The sequence below is a fragment of the Treponema sp. J25 genome (assembly GCF_004343725.1).
Lineage (GTDB): Bacteria > Spirochaetota > Spirochaetia > Treponematales > Breznakiellaceae > J25.
The window spans coordinates 29,941-44,524 of the sequence record NZ_PTQW01000016.1 but is presented as its reverse complement, the minus strand read 5'-3'; the positions used below and the strand labels follow the sequence as shown (position 1 = coordinate 44,524).

At 47.2% G+C, this 14,584-nt stretch carries 12 protein-coding genes; 6 read left to right on the top strand and 6 right to left on the bottom strand.

What is annotated here, in order from left to right:
* Genes C5O22_RS06220 through C5O22_RS06210 form a run of 3 tightly spaced genes read right to left on the bottom strand, consistent with a single transcriptional unit; the run spans position 1 to position 1,667 of the window.
* On the bottom strand, positions 1–420 hold the full coding sequence (locus C5O22_RS06220; protein WP_132780349.1) for a hypothetical protein: 420 nt from the start codon (positions 418–420) through the stop codon (positions 1–3).
* A gap of 21 nt (positions 421–441) precedes the next feature.
* The gene (locus C5O22_RS06215) at positions 442–1,083 is read right to left on the bottom strand and encodes an isoamylase early set domain-containing protein (protein WP_207895352.1); all 642 of its coding nucleotides are present in this window, start codon (positions 1,081–1,083) and stop codon (positions 442–444) included.
* Positions 1,083–1,667, bottom strand: coding sequence for an RNA polymerase sigma factor (locus C5O22_RS06210; protein WP_132780347.1), 585 nt, complete (start codon positions 1,665–1,667; stop codon positions 1,083–1,085). Before C5O22_RS06210 ends, C5O22_RS06215 begins: the two co-directional genes overlap by 1 nt.
* Before the next feature lie 177 nt (positions 1,668–1,844).
* Between C5O22_RS06210 and C5O22_RS06205 the strand changes: the two genes are divergently transcribed.
* The 6 genes from C5O22_RS06205 to yicI all read left to right on the top strand — a co-directional run bounded on the left by C5O22_RS06205 (position 1,845) and on the right by yicI (position 9,313).
* On the top strand, positions 1,845–2,321 hold the full coding sequence (locus tag C5O22_RS06205; protein ID WP_132780346.1) for a hypothetical protein: 477 nt from the start codon (positions 1,845–1,847) through the stop codon (positions 2,319–2,321).
* 237 nt (positions 2,322–2,558) lie between these two features.
* Complete coding sequence (locus C5O22_RS06200) at positions 2,559–3,635, top strand: LacI family DNA-binding transcriptional regulator (protein WP_132780345.1); 1,077 nt, start codon at positions 2,559–2,561, stop codon at positions 3,633–3,635.
* 100 nt (positions 3,636–3,735) lie between these two features.
* Complete coding sequence (locus C5O22_RS06195) at positions 3,736–5,019, top strand: ABC transporter substrate-binding protein (RefSeq protein WP_132780344.1); 1,284 nt, start codon at positions 3,736–3,738, stop codon at positions 5,017–5,019.
* 96 nt (positions 5,020–5,115) lie between these two features.
* Entirely contained in the window at positions 5,116–6,009 is an 894-nt protein-coding gene (locus tag C5O22_RS06190; protein ID WP_132780343.1) for a carbohydrate ABC transporter permease, read from the top strand.
* Entirely contained in the window at positions 6,009–6,851 is an 843-nt protein-coding gene (locus tag C5O22_RS06185; protein ID WP_132780342.1) for a carbohydrate ABC transporter permease, read from the top strand. The genes C5O22_RS06190 and C5O22_RS06185 overlap by 1 nt, the downstream gene beginning before the upstream one ends.
* Entirely contained in the window at positions 6,848–9,313 is a 2,466-nt protein-coding gene (gene yicI / locus C5O22_RS06180; RefSeq protein ID WP_132780341.1) for an alpha-xylosidase, read from the top strand. The genes C5O22_RS06185 and yicI overlap by 4 nt, the downstream gene beginning before the upstream one ends.
* Positions 9,314–9,398: 85 nt before the next feature.
* On the opposite strand, the gene C5O22_RS06175 is transcribed toward yicI, so the two are convergent.
* The 3 genes from C5O22_RS06175 to C5O22_RS06165 all read right to left on the bottom strand — a co-directional run bounded on the left by C5O22_RS06175 (position 9,399) and on the right by C5O22_RS06165 (position 14,580).
* Positions 9,399–11,477 carry a glycoside hydrolase family 52 protein gene (locus C5O22_RS06175; RefSeq protein WP_132780340.1) on the bottom strand — a complete coding sequence of 693 codons (2,079 nt, stop codon included), beginning with the start codon at positions 11,475–11,477 and terminating at the stop codon, positions 9,399–9,401.
* A 212-nt stretch (positions 11,478–11,689) separates the two neighbouring features.
* Positions 11,690–12,343, bottom strand: a complete 654-nt coding sequence (locus tag C5O22_RS06170) for a response regulator transcription factor (RefSeq protein WP_132780339.1) — start codon at positions 12,341–12,343, stop codon at positions 11,690–11,692.
* 2 nt (positions 12,344–12,345) lie between these two features.
* On the bottom strand, positions 12,346–14,580 hold the full coding sequence (locus C5O22_RS06165) for a substrate-binding domain-containing protein (RefSeq protein WP_132780338.1): 2,235 nt from the start codon (positions 14,578–14,580) through the stop codon (positions 12,346–12,348).
* Positions 14,581–14,584 lie beyond the last annotated feature (4 nt).

Sequence of the window (14,584 nt, the reverse complement as noted above, 5' to 3'; positions counted from 1 at the left end):
TTATCTTTTGTTTCGTCGAGAAGAGGAGCCAGGAAGATGCAGATGCATCCATCCCTTGACTAATGAAGTACCAAGAATATCCTGCTCAATCTGTAATCTTTGTAGGTTACGAAGAGCTTCCCTTCGGTGTTGTTGTTCTCTCTCGTTTTGTTCTGACTTTTTGTCAAACTGATAAGAGACTATTTGTTTAAACCGGGCAAGCGTTTCCTGATAGGTGTGTCCCTCTAGTAATTGCAGAGTAATTTGCCGACCCATGTCTTCTTTTAGCGTTTCATTCTCCCGTAGAGAGGGGAACGCTTTCTCTAAATCCTGAAGTATTTGTTCGGCATAAAAAGATTGATTTTCTGCTTTTTGAGCAAATCCCGGCGTCCAGGTAAGAAATATACATCCGATAACCATAAGAAGTCTTAGGTGTTTCATACAGCCCTCCTATTCATGAATCTATAAATCCAATAAGGATACTTTGCCGCCGAAATCATCGTCGATTGATACTGCCGCATTAGGATCCGGTATCCAGATCTTATTGTCGATGACAAAATTGTATCGATATTCAAAAGAACGCTTTAGTCGAATAGTGGTGGACCAGGTTTTTCCATCTCCCTCTGGATGCAGGGGAATATCTACGTTTGACCACTGGTTAAAGTTCCCCGACACTATCACCGTGGTGGCTTCAGGAGCTTCTAAAACAAAGCGGACGGTTACCATGTCAGAGTCCTTGTTTGTATACAACATATAGCCCAATGGTACCACCAGGAGGAGTGCCGCGGCTGCAACCCACGGAATGAAGTGGCTGAATCTTCGAAGATGTCTCTGTTTTCCTCTCTGCGTAAATGTTTTGAAAGATCGTTCTTCAATGTGTGCCATGATATGATTGGTATCAAGCGGTGGAACCTCCCGGGAAAGAGAAGAAATCTTTGGAATGATCCCGGCATCCCGCTCGAAAAGTTGAATGAGAGATGCATACCGCTGCGCGCAGGAAGAACACCGGGAAAGATGCTCTTTTACTGCTTCCACCTCGAGGGGCGAAATCGTCTCGTTTTGTTCCCACCTTCTCACCAGGGTCGCTATCTGAACACAATTCATCATCCTATTATACCTTTCTTAGGAGTTTCTGGTTGCAATATTTTTCTTAATTTTTTACGTCCCCTAAAAAGACGGGATTTTATATTCTCTTCCTCCAGTTCCAGGGTTTTTGCAATTTCGCTTACCGAAAGGCCTTCAAAATAATAGAGATAGAGGACTTCGTACAGTTCGTGGGGAAGATTTCGAAGCGCCCGTACTACTTCCCGTTGGGTTTCTCGCTGGAGCATATTATTTTCAGGATTCTCCTGTTCAGGATCCTCGGGATAAAACAAATGACTTGTCATGGCTTGTTCTCGGGTGGTGCGACGCCACGAAGAGCGTAATACATTAGATGCGATGGTGAAGATCCAGGGACCGAATTGTCTCCCTAATTTAAAAGTGGGAAGGGAACGGTATGCCCGGATAAATATTTCTTGAACCAAATCTTTTGCCCGTTCTTCATTCCCTATCCTGGTAAGGCAATATCTATACAACGAATCTTTGTATGTCTCTACAATTTTGCGGAATGCCTCTTTGTCGCCGGCAAGTACATGTTGAACCGCAAGAAGGATAGCATCTTCCGTAGCCGTATCTGAATAATTCACAGAATATTACTATAGCATATTGTGAGGCCTGTTTTCAGGTATAGAAAGGTGAATTGTATAAAACCGCAAGAAAATCAAGATTTTATGCAACCGATATCTCCTGGGGTGGGTATATAAGAGTGAAAAGCATCCCAAAAGGGATATGCGAATTCTGAAATACCTACTCAGGAGGTTCGTATGAAACGGTTCGGTTTGATAGCGCTGGTAGTGACCCTTAGCATGGGGACGCTGTGGGCGAATGGCAATCAGGAAAAATTAAGCACCCTCGAAGGAACGATACTGCAGATTACTCCTTTGCAAACGGAAGCAAGAATCTCGTTGCAATCCTCGAATGGGGAAATAGTTGAGGTAATCCTTCCGTTAAAGGAAATCGCCCGTCTTCAGATTCGGGAACAAGCCCGCATCCGGTTCCACGGGGTTTTGGTGCCGGGGGATACGACGGCCCAGATTCAAACGAGGTTATATGCCCGCACCTGTGAGATTAATGGAAAACAGGAACAGGTCCAGGATGCAGTACGGCTTACGGCACAGGACCAGGAACGACTTCTCCTTCAGCTTAAGGATGGAACCGGTGAGCAGACCCAGACCAGGACACAAACTCAGATGAATACCGCCACAGCAACACAAACCCAAAGCGTTTCAGGTAAGAAGTAATAGGGCCACTTTAATTCCAGGCCATCTTTTCTATAGAGAAGATGGCCTGGGGGAGTATCCTTATTGTTAGGTCTTTAAACAGTTCTCTTTTCAACAGCTTTTCGATACACAAGATGATAAAAATTTTTACTTGACAGATTTCAAAAGAGGGTATACTCTTTTGTATATAGAATCGAAACGATTCGATGAATCGTTTCGATAACTAAGAAGGGTAGTACTATTGGGTAGGATGGAGCTATGGCGACGATTCAGGATGTGGCAGAAGCGGCGGGTGTTTCGGTGAGCACCGTCTCCTATGTATTAAGCGGAAGTCGCCCTATTTCGGCGGCCACGAAAGCCCGGGTTCAAGAGGCGATGGAAAAACTGGGATACCGTCCCCATCCTCATGCCCGGGCTCTGGCAAGTAAGCAGAGCCACCTTCTTGCCCTTTTGATTCCTCCCACACGGCGGGGGCTGGGAGAGACGGAAATTGATTTTACAAGCCACGTTTCCCGGGAAGCCCTTCGAGCCGGTTACCATACCCTGCTACTCACCGACGAATATGACGATCTCAGTAGTCTGCAAGAGTTTATTCATACAAGCCTTGTAGATGGGCTTATCCTTATGGAAGTTCATACCTATGATCCTCGGGTTCAGTTGTTAAGCACTACGAAGATTCCTTTTGTACTGATTGGCCGCTGCGAGACCATAGGAGATACAACACCGGATAAGTCCGCGGAACGCTTTTCTTCTGAGCCATCACTTAACTGGGTGGATATAGATTTTGAAGGAACCCTTCATACGGCCCTGGAGTATTTCCTAGAGCTGGGGCATCGGGATGTTGCCTTTATTAATCAATCCCGGGCGGTGTACGAAAATGGGTATGGCCCGGTAGTTCGTTCCTTTGAAGCACTGGAACGGGCCCGGCGCTTGTACGCTTTTGAAAAGCTGGAACATTACTTTTGTGAGGCAACCAATGAGGCGGGTTATGAAATTACCCGGCATATTATCCAACAGGAACCGGAGATACATGCCCTTATTGTCATGAATGATCGAGCCCTGCCAGGGGTGTATCGAGCCCTGTATGAAGAAAAAAAACGGATCCCCGAGGATGTGTCGGTGTTGAGTATGGTAAGTTCAGAGCGAGCCGCAGAAATGCTCTATCCGCCGGTTACTACCCTGGAATTTCCCGCTCAGGTGCTGGCATCCCAGGCAGTCCAACAGCTCATTTGTCAGATTGAAGGAAAACAAGGAGGCCCCCTTCATAACACCCTTCGCTGCCCCCTCATAGAGAGGGGATCTACAGGGAGAAGAGCGGATAAAGATAGCTGCTAAATATTAATTGGGAAAAGATGGGGCTGTTTATTAGTCCCATTTAGAACAACTGATTTACTTAGTAAATCAGGATTATGTTTTGATAAAGGGAGGTATAGGTATGAAAAGGTCGGGCTTGTTAAATCTTGGTTTTATTTTACTTGTTTTAAGCATGCTCGGAATGTTAGGTTGTGCCCCTAAAAAGGAAGTAGGTAGAACCTTTAAGATTTGGCACTATGAATCGGAAAATGGGGCAATGGGTTCGGCATGGAAAGTAGCAATGGAAAAATTTAAAGAAAAACATCCGGATGTAAATGTGATATATGAAAATAAGGGATTTGAACAAATTCGGCAAACGGCCCAGATGGTTTTAAATTCTGAGGATGCCCCCGACATAATGGAATATAATAAAGGAAATGCATCCGCGGGGCTTCTCTCAAAGCAGGGATTATTGGCAGACCTTACTGAGGAAGCAAAAAAACGAGGATGGGATACCATTTTGAGCCCTAGTTTACAGACTACCTGTAAATATGACGATCGCGGGATTATGGGTGGTGAGAAATGGTATGGGGTCACCAATTATGGTGAATATGTGATGGTTTATTACAATAAAGATTTGTTTAAAAAGTATAATCTCTCAATACCATCTAATCTGGAAGAATTTGAAAAAGTAATGGATGTTTTTGTAAAAGCAAAAATCACTCCTTTGGTGGTAGCTGGTGCTGAATACCCCGCCCAGCAGGTGTTTTACGAATTAGTGCTGTCAAAAGCAAATAGAGATTTTGTAAATGCCTATGAACTGTACAAAGGTGATGTTAATTTTAAAGGACCAGAAATGACCTTTGGTGCCAATCGTCTTGTGGAATGGGTAAAAAAAGGCTATATCGGAAAAGAAGCTATTAGCATGAAAGCAGAAGATATGGGGGTAGCTTTTTCTAATGGCTCCTATCCTCTTATGATTTCTGGAAGTTGGTGGTATGGTCGTTTCATGAATGAAATTAAAAACTTTGAGTGGGGAATTTTCCTCTTCCCTGGTAACAATCTTCATCCCGGTTCTGGCGGAAACATCTGGGTCGTTTCTGCTAAATCAAAAAATAAAGATCTTGCTTATGATTTTATTGATATTACCCTTTCTCCTGAAATACAAACTATATTAGCTAATGCCGGAGGTATTCCTGTAAATGCGGATGTCTCGAAAATAACAGATATAAAGATTAAAGAACTGGTAGAAAATTTTGAAAAAATAGTGAAGAACGATGGTCTAGCTTTTTACCCTGATTGGCCTGCGGCTGGTTACTACGACACATTGGTTGCGAATGTACAGGAATTAATGGGTGGTACCAAAAACGTAGCACAATTCTTAGAATCTATCGGAAAAGCTTATTCTGAAAATAAAAGTCAGTAGAAAGATAATTATTCCCTTGTTTTAAATTGAAGAGGCCCCCTAAGGGGCCTTCGGTAAGGTTTTTAACAGTATCTACTAAAAGGAACAGAATGACGTATGCGATTAAAAGATAAGGGCTATGGTATTTTCTTAGTACCGGGATTTATGTTGCTACTACTAGTAGTTTTTTTACCTTTTTCTATGAATCTTTATATTAGTTGTACTAAATGGAGTGGTGTAGGAATTCCACAATGGGTTGGGATAGCTAATTATGTTCGGGCTGTTCAGGATAGTGTATTTTGGGCCTCTTTCCGTAATAATATTTTGATGATTTTTGCTGTAACGGTACTTCCTACTTTTATTGGATTATTGTTGTCCGTTTTCCTTTTCGATTATGGCATTCCTCATTTTGGGCAACGAACAGTTTCTTTTATTCGAGGAGGAATATATCTTCCTCAAATATTACCCGTGGCTATTGCAGGTATTGTATGGGGATGGATTCTAAATCCTAATTATGGAGCTCTTAATAGAATATTACAATCTATCGGTCTTAGTTCTTTTGCTCATAATTGGCTTGGTGATCCTGCGACTGCTTTACCATCTGTGATGGCAATAATGGTATGGTTTCAAATAGGTTATCCTTTGGTTATTTTTATGTCTGCCCTTCAGCGAATAGATCCTCAAATTCTCGAAGCTGCTCAAATAGATGGCGCAGGATGGTTTCGGCGTTTTCTTATTTCAGTCTACATCATTCGTCCAGAGATTCTTGTGGTTGTGCTGACTACCACAATCTATGCATTAAAATTGTTTGCTCAAATCTATGTGTTAACAAGAGGGGGGCCAGGGACCGCAACCATAGTACCATCATATTTTGCTTACCAGAACTTTTTTGAAAAAGCTAATGTAGGATATGGGGCTGCAGTTTCTACCATAATGACTTTGATTATTTTTCTTCTTACTGCAGTATTTATTAAAATACAAATGAGCCATGAAGGAATAGGGGAATACTAATGAAACAATATCGAACATCCTTAGAATCCCTTAAGAAAATAGCCGCGGCAATTCTAGTAAGTATAGTCTTATTAATCATGTTATTCCCTTTCTATATAGTATTCATTAATGCCTTTAAGACACCTGCGGATTATGCTCAATATGGTCCGTTGACCTGGCCAAGATTGTTCTCATTTAATGGGATTATATCTTTCTGGCAACGAGTAGATTTTTCCAATAAACTCATAAATAGTTTTGCCATTAGTTTTTCTGTGGCAATAATAGGTGTGTTGCTCTCTCTCTTAAATGCCTATGCATTAGGCCTCGGACGAATTAAGGGGCGGATAGTTTTTCTTGTACTTTTTGTTGTTGCTAATACCTTGCCGCATGAAGCTCTTGTGTATCCTCTTTATTATTTAGCTAAATTATTAAAAATATATGATAGACAAATAGCTGTTATAATTGTGTTCTCTGTTATTCAGAGCGCCTTTGGAACGTATTTACTCAGCTCTGTGTTTGCATCTTTCCCTCGAGATATTTTAGAAGCTGCCGAAGTTGATGGTTGTGGTAAAATGAAAAATCTTCTTTATATTGTGGCTCCAATCAGTATGCCAACCCTTTCGGTTTTGTTTACTTTCTTTTTTATTTGGACATGGAACGAATTTTTTCTGCCCCTTATTTTACTCATTTCAAATCACCGGCAAACTGTGCCGATTGCTATTTCGGTAACTCAAGGACAGCATAACATGGATGCTACCATGGCAAGTGCCTCAGCCTTGTTGGGTATTCTTCCATGCTTGTTATTTTTCTTTTTATTTCAACGAACTCTTACTAAAGGAATCACCGCAGGGAGTATCAAATGAAATTTACGAACGGTTATTGGCTTATTAAAGAGAATGTGGATGCCGCCTATGTGGCGGAGGCCTACGATGTGGAAGAAACCTGTGATGAGGCTGGCCGGCCTGCCTTAGTGGTGTATGCACCGACCCGTCGGGTGAATCACCGGGGAGATACGCTGAACGGAACCCTCCTCAAGATTGAATACAGCGCTCCTATGGAAGATGTGGTGCGCGTTCGGGTTACCCATTTTGAAGGGGCAGTTGATCAGGGCCCCCACTATGAACTGTTCCCTGATGTGGAAGAGAAAAAAACTTCCCCGGGGAAAACGGTGGGCCTTGTAGCTCCCTCTGTGTACCGTCGAATTGATGGAATAACCCCGGCCGAGCGACTCCTTGCTCAGAATGGGAAGGCCCCCAACGCCCCGCAGAATACCGTGCCTTCCCCTGTGCCTCCGGTGGCTACCTTTACGGCAGGCCGTCTTTCGATTCAGGTTGATTTAGGTGGACAGGGCTGGCACGTACAAGCCCTGGGGGATGGGGACTTCCTTACGGCCTGGGATGGTAAGTCCACCGGCTATATGGTGGTGGATAAGAAACAGCCCTATATGGTGGATATGCTACGACTTTCTCCGGGGGAATGCATCTATGGTCTGGGGGAGCGCTTTGGGCCTTTTATCAAAAATGGTCAGTCTGTGGATATCTGGAACGAAGACGGGGGAACCGCCAGTGAACAGGCCTACAAGAATGTACCCTTCTGTATCTCGAACCGGAACTATGGAATTTTTGTGAATTCCTGTGATCGGGTCTCCTTTGAAGTGGCCTCGGAGAAGATCAGCCGCCTTCAGTTTAGTGTGCCGGGAGAAACACTGGAATACTACCTTATCTATGGCCCCACCCCGAAGGAGATTCTTGCTAAGTATACCCTCCTGACCGGTCGACCCGCCCTGCTCCCTTCCTGGGCCTTTGGGCTCTGGCTTACCACATCGTTTACTACGTCCTATGATGAACAAACGGTCCAATCCTTTATCGATGGGATGAAGAGTCGGGGAATCCCCCTGCGGGTGTTTCACTTTGATTGTTTCTGGATGCGGGAGTATAACTGGGTTGATCTTACCTGGGATAGTCGGACTTTCCCTGACCCCGAAGGAATGCTCCGGCGCTTAAAAAGTCAGGGCCTTTCGATTTGTGTATGGATTAATCCCTATGTGGCGCAACGCTCTCCTCTGTTTAGAGAAGCGTCCCGACAGGGCTTTCTCCTTAAAAAACCGAATGGGGATGTTTGGCAGACCGATATGTGGCAAGCAGGGATGGGGATTATCGATTTTACTCATCCCGGGGCCCGCCGGTGGTTCCAGGAAAAACTCGCACGGCTCGTGGATATGGGGGTGGACTGTTTTAAAACCGATTTTGGGGAGCGAATTCCCACCGACGTGGTTTACTATGATGGTTCGGATCCCGTGAAGATGCACAATTTTTATTCTTTTCTTTATAACAAAACCGTGTTTGAAGTCCTCGAAGATAAAAAGGGTACCGGCCAGGCGGTCCTCTTTGCTCGTTCTGCCACGGCAGGCAGCCAGCGTTTCCCCGCCCACTGGGGAGGGGACTGTGAATCGACCTATGAAGCTATGGCGGAAACCCTGCGGGGGGGGCTCTCCTTAGCGGTTAGTGGTTTTGGCTTTTGGAGCCACGATATTGGGGGCTTCGAAGGAATGCCGCCGGCGGATTTGTACAAGCGCTGGCTTGCCTTTGGTCTTCTTTCTCCCTTAAGCCGTCTTCATGGGTCTAGTTCCTATCGGGTTCCCTGGCTTTTTGATGAAGAAGCGGTGACGGTAGCCCGAGACTTTACCCGCCTAAAGTATCGACTTATGCCCTATCTGTACCAGAAGGCCGTGGAGGCCCATCAAGAGGGAATTCCCATGCTACGGCCCTTGTTTGTAGAATTCCCGGAGGATCCCACCTGTGCGTACCTCGATTTGCAATATATGCTCGGTGATGCCCTGCTTGTGGCCCCCGTGTTTTCTGGTTCCGGTAGGGTCCGCTACTATGTACCGGCGGGGCGCTGGACCCACTGGTTTACCGGTAAAACCATCGAAGGCCCCCGATGGATAGAAGAAACCTGTTCGTTCCGGGAAATTCCCCTTTTAGTGCGCCCCCACAGCATTCTTCCTCTGGGAGCAGAAGAAGAGAGGCCCGATTATACCTATGCCGATGGGGTAGAGTTCAGGGTATACCAATTAAAAGAAAACGAACCTGCCCGGGTAGTTATACCTGACGAAAAGGGAAAGTCCTGTGCCCAGCTTTCGGTGCTTCGCCGGGGACAGACCTACGAAATTCAGGCGGAAGGTAAGCTTACAAACTGGTCAGTCCTTCTTGTTGGAGCTAACAAGAAGGGTGCTTTTGTTTCGGGGCAGGGGAAGGTAGAGTTAGTCCCGGAAGGGATGAGGTTGATTCCCCAAACACCTCAATGCACCCTTACCATTGAATAAAAACCTGGGGAGGGCCTGCACCTCCCCATGTTAATAAAAAAGGATTGGAAAGAAAAGGTCTGCTATCCTTCCCCTGCCAAATTTATCAATACTTCAACCAGAGAATGGCTGTTACCAGGCGGGGATATAAGCGGGAACCCAAATCTTTCCCACTACTTGATTCTACCTGGTCGGTGGCAGCCCACTGGGAACTACTTGTTCTGAGCCATCGGGCATGGATTCCATCCCGCTCAATTTTCTCCCCCGAAAACCCGAGAATCCGCTCGGCCACAAATTGATTGATGAAAATTTTGGAAAGCCAGGTGTTTTTGCTGGTAGAAGAAAGCTTCCATCCTCCAGAGGTACTATCTAAGCAGAGCCCCTCTTTGAGAACCGTAGAAAGATGTTTTTTAAGGGTGGTTATAAAAGTACCAAAGGGCCCCTTTTCTGAGACTGCTTCTTTGGCATCAATGATATAGGGATAAATCAAGCCTTCTACCGCCGGAATGATCCGGGATTGATTATTATTTTCGAAGACCGCGGGGATATACCCTTCTTCTGCAATGAACCGGGAGGCAATAGTGGCAGCAGCGGCCTGGGCCTGCTGACTGATTTCTTGAATTAGGGCATTTTCCTTGTTTGCATCCCCATATCGCTTAAGTATTTCGGCTCCGCAGATGAGGGCTCCCCAGGCCTTTACGGCTAAATAAAGGTTGTTTCGGGCCTGACCAAGGCTAGCATCTAAGGAATCGTAGGTGGTTATTTCTGAGCCTTTACCGCAGCGATCCGAATCGATATCCATGATGCCATCCTTGTTTGCATCCCGGGCCAGTATCGATTGAATGGCGCCCCGCACATATTCCTGGTGTTTTTCAAACCAGGGGCGGTTATTGGTATTATGGATGTAGAGACAGGCCGTAAGGAGCCAGTTTGCCGTTTCTTCGTAGGTCATATAGCTAAAGCATTCAGAAAGGTTGGGTAGCTCATAGGACGAAGTTCCCACAGGAGAAAAACAGTCTGCTACCCCCTGGTCATGGGTAAAGGCAATCCCGTACGAATCCCGATACAAAGAACGTTCCAGAAAGGCTTCCAGTTCTAGTCCTACGGTCCAGGGGGAGTAGATGAGCTCGAAAAAGGCCTGATCTACCGTGAGATCCAGGGTATTCATCATCTGATACTCCCCTTCGTTTACAATAAAGTAGGGATCCCCTGTTTCGGAAAGCAACAGTTCCGTATTGGCGCAGTAACTGTGTGCGGCATGGGATAAAAGAAATTTGCGATCCTCCGATAAGGATGAACGGTCTAGTTCCATATCAAGCCTATGGGCTCGATCTAAAGCTTCCTGGCTATGGCGAAGGGCGTACTGGAGCACCTCTTCCAGGTCCCGGAAAAGACTGGTGTAGTAGGCGTACATGGGTTTTCCCGCTGTTACAATCCCATCCCGGTATACCCCGAGGGCGATAATAAAGGTTTTCTTTTCTCCCGGTTTTATGGTAAAGCGAAGAGCCCCTTCAGAAGCAAGGCGACGGAGAGGTCTACGACCATTGAACACCGCCTCCAGGACCTGCCAGTCCATGGCTTCTTCCACTGCCTCAGATGGTACCGTTGCAAAACCCCAACTTGTTCCCTGGGCGAATCCCAGGAGATTACCCCCCGTGCTATCAGAGAGGGGCCGCCGGATCCCCTGCATTCCAAAGATACCCCGCATTTCTTCTTTTCCCGTCTGGTTGTCAAAAGTAAGGGTCACATAGATGGCGGGGCACAGGTGTTTTTGAAGGACCTGAGTCTCGGTATTGGCAGGATTGGGAACAGTTCCAAAAAAAGAAGTAATTTCCATAGAAAGCTGGCCCGCATCCCATCGTTCTCCGCTATACGATACCTGCCGCTGAATTTCTTCTTCCGTAAAAAGAATATAGCGAGGTACCTCCAAAGAGGGACGAGCAGGCGCATCAGGATCCACATAGGCTTCTACCCCAAGACCTACCTTAATGGAGGGGCAAAAAGGTAAAAGACGAGGAATAGCATTCCCGTATTGATACCCCACAAAAAGAGCCCGCTGAGGAGGTTGTACGTTTCCTACAACAAGTCCTGCACCTTTATTGAAACGCCCGATTACCAACGATGCATAGGCACCCCATATACCGTGGAGGGAATAAAAATCCTTTTCCGGAACAACCACAGCCATTATGTCCTCCGATAAAACAATGTTTCAAAAAGTTAGCTTCCATACTAGCGGAGAGAGACCGGGTTTGCCTATCGGTACTTTGACCTATGATTGGTGAGGAAAATAAAGAAGTAGAGGAGAAATAAGAGCCCTGTGGGGGGTATGCGTTTGAGCACCTTTCCTCCTCTTGACGTAATACCTATAGTGGTACCCCATAACCTGTGTCAACGTTGTTATAATCGTTCTCTACTGGCTATCCAATCGACGGCATAGCGACGGAGATCCGAAGCAGAGCTAAGATTCAATTTTTCTTTTATGTGATCCCGATAGGCATTAATAGTTTTAACTGAAAGATGGAGGGCCTCGGCGATTTCCGCAGCGCTATATCCTTTGCCAATGAGCCGAAAGACCTCCAGTTCGCGGTCTGAGAGTCGTTCTATGGGATCCTTGGAAGCGTGCCCCCCCACTATGCCAGAAAGCATTCGGTCCCGCAAATGATCACTTACCGCTATACGGCCATCTAACACGGTTCGAATAGCGTTTAAAAGAACCTCGGGACGTTCGTGTTTCATCACGTAGCCTAGGGCCCCCGCTGCCAGGGCCCGCTCTCCATAGAGGGATTCTTCGTGCATGGAAACCACCAGGACCTTTACCTGCGGATAGTCGTTTTTGATGATTTTGATAAGCTCGAGGCCGCTTTTTTCTTGCAATGAGATATCTATGATGGCCAGATCTACCCGCCGCTGGGATAATAGCTCCAACGCTTCGGTTATGGATCCCGCTTCCCCTTCTAGTTTTAGGTTTAGTTCCTGTTGCACGAGGGTAACTACCCCCTGACGGTAGAGGGGGTGATCGTCCACAATAATAAAAGAGGGATAGAAGGCCATTTTTACCTCCCCATTCTGCAGATAATGGTCGTTCCCTTTTCGCTGGACTGGATATCTAGTTCAGCCCCAATGACACTGGCCCGGTATTTCATGATTCGTAAGCCCATGCCAGAACTCGAGGGCAGGGAAAACCCGATCCCGTCATCAGTAATTTCGATGAGGACCGTTTCCCGGATTTTTCTGAGGGATACGGTGATATTACTAGCCTTAGCATGGGCAATAGCATTATTCAAGGCCTCTTGGATGATTCGGTACAAATGAAGGGCCACATCTGATTTTTTGATAGAAAAACATCCCTCTACATGGAATTGAATGGTAGCCTGACTGCGGGCCTGGGCCGCGTGAATCAGTTCCTTGACCGCTTCAATAAAACCCCGGTCCTCTAAATCCACCGGGTATAGTCCCCGGGCAATATACTTGGCGTGGCGGGCGGTGCGGCTTGCTTCCTCAGCAATTTCCGAGGCGGCCCGGGCGGCCTCTTCTCCGGCAGCGGTTCCTAAGCGGCGAAGGTTCCCTTCGAGAATGGCTGCCATAAGGCCGATACTGGCAATGTTCTGACATAGATCGTCGTGGATATCCCGGCCTATGCGACCCATGATTTCGTGGGAAATGGCGAGCAGTTCCTGTTCCAGGGCCCGACGCCGTTCAATTTCCTCTATAAGGCGTTTGTTGGCCCTTGAAAGTTCTATTGTTCGTAATCGCACCTCCTGTTCAAGCTCTTCTTCCCGGTTTCGTTCAGAGGCCATTAACAGGGCCCCTTTCAAAGCACTGGAAATTTGATCCCGCAGGGCATCAAAGACCCGTCGGTCTTCGCTATCGCCGGTACAGATAAAGTAGCCAAGCCGTTCTTTGCCAAATCGCAGGGGCTCACAGACGTATGAGGCCCAGCGATAGGGAAGTCCACCGGGGATAATGTCGGCGATGCGAAAACGGAGCCCCCGGGGAGCAAGAATGCGGATCCGGTCTCCCGTTGCGGCAAGTAACAGCCGTCCCCATACAGGGCGGGGTTCGGAAGAGGCAAACACCACAAGCCAGCAGGCAGATATGCCCAGGGTTCGGATGCCCCGGCCTATTTCAGCTAAAATGTCGGGGAGTGAAAAGGATGCCACCAGGGATGCCTCTATCTCTTGAAGCACCGCGGTCCGACGTTCTACCGAACGTCGAAGATTTGCCTGATACCGGGCTATCCCATCGGCAACGATAACTCGGGCCCGTTCTTGCTGACCCGGGGTAAGATGGTAATGGCCGATTCCCGCGGGGTTTTTCCCCTGGGCGAGGGTGGCATTCACTTCGTGCACAAGGCGTTCCAGAGGATCCGGCATGGTTCCTTTAAAAAGGGGTTCATCGGGGATATCTATAGCGGTAAGATGCGGGGATCGACATCCACAGGATTCCCGGTAAATACAGGATACCCCCGGTAGCATGACGGTCTGGGGGGCTTGCTCTGTATCCAGGGCGATGGCTAATTGATTAATGGCCTGGAATCCCAGTTCGTAGGCCTTTTGTCGTACCGTGGTGAGGGGGGGAATGCTGAAGCGGCTATCTTCGGTATCATCAAAGCCGGTGACGGACACCTGTTCGGGGACGGAGATTCCCAATTCTGAAAGGGTCTTCAGGGCCCCCAGGGCCATTTGATCATTGGCAGCTACCACCGCATCAAAGGGAACGCTCTGGGAAAAGATGGTAGCGATGGTGTTGCTTGCCTCATCTTCCTGAAAGTTGCAATATTCTACCTGTACCTGGCTTTCCGGTCCCAGAAGTTTGTTGATTTTCTGGGTAAATTCTTTTTGCCGGGCCATTGATTCGGGATGCCGGAAAGGGCCTGCCAGGAAGAGAAAACGACGCCGGTTATGGACTTTTACCAGGTGCTCTGCTAACTCTTCCATGGGCCCCCGGTTATCGATGCACACCGAAGGAATTCCCGGGAGATTAACCCCTATGGAAATCACCGGTTTCCCCTTAAAATGGGAAAGAAAACGCAATAGCTCCTGCTGGCTTATATAGGTGGCAATGACATTGGTCATAACCGCCAGGGCAGAAAGGTTACTTCGCTCTGCCACATCAAAGGCGATATTATCCATCGCTTCGAATCCGATGGGACTTTTGAGGCGCTGGCCACCAAAAAAGACGATGGTTCCCCCCCACTGGCGGGCCGCGTCGGCCGCGCCGTTCCACACCGCATGTTGATAGGGGTCATCCAGGCGGGCTGCGAGAAACCCAAAGGTCCGAACGGGCATGGCT

Bases quoted from the DNA above. Each gene is read 5' to 3' on its own strand.
- C5O22_RS06220 (WP_132780349.1), bottom strand. From the start codon at position 420: ATGAAACACCTAAGACTTCTTATGGTTATCGGATGTATATTTCTTACC.
- C5O22_RS06215 (WP_207895352.1), bottom strand. From the start codon at position 1,083: ATGAATTGTGTTCAGATAGCGACCCTGGTGAGAAGGTGGGAACAAAAC.
- C5O22_RS06205 (WP_132780346.1), top strand. From the start codon at position 1,845: ATGAAACGGTTCGGTTTGATAGCGCTGGTAGTGACCCTTAGCATGGGG.
- C5O22_RS06200 (WP_132780345.1), top strand. From the start codon at position 2,559: ATGGCGACGATTCAGGATGTGGCAGAAGCGGCGGGTGTTTCGGTGAGC.
- C5O22_RS06195 (WP_132780344.1), top strand. From the start codon at position 3,736: ATGAAAAGGTCGGGCTTGTTAAATCTTGGTTTTATTTTACTTGTTTTA.
- C5O22_RS06190 (WP_132780343.1), top strand. From the start codon at position 5,116: ATGCGATTAAAAGATAAGGGCTATGGTATTTTCTTAGTACCGGGATTT.
- C5O22_RS06185 (WP_132780342.1), top strand. From the start codon at position 6,009: ATGAAACAATATCGAACATCCTTAGAATCCCTTAAGAAAATAGCCGCG.
- yicI (WP_132780341.1), top strand. From the start codon at position 6,848: ATGAAATTTACGAACGGTTATTGGCTTATTAAAGAGAATGTGGATGCC.
- C5O22_RS06175 (WP_132780340.1), bottom strand. From the start codon at position 11,477: ATGGCTGTGGTTGTTCCGGAAAAGGATTTTTATTCCCTCCACGGTATA.
- C5O22_RS06170 (WP_132780339.1), bottom strand. From the start codon at position 12,343: ATGGCCTTCTATCCCTCTTTTATTATTGTGGACGATCACCCCCTCTAC.
- C5O22_RS06165 (WP_132780338.1), bottom strand. From the start codon at position 14,580: ATGCCCGTTCGGACCTTTGGGTTTCTCGCAGCCCGCCTGGATGACCCC.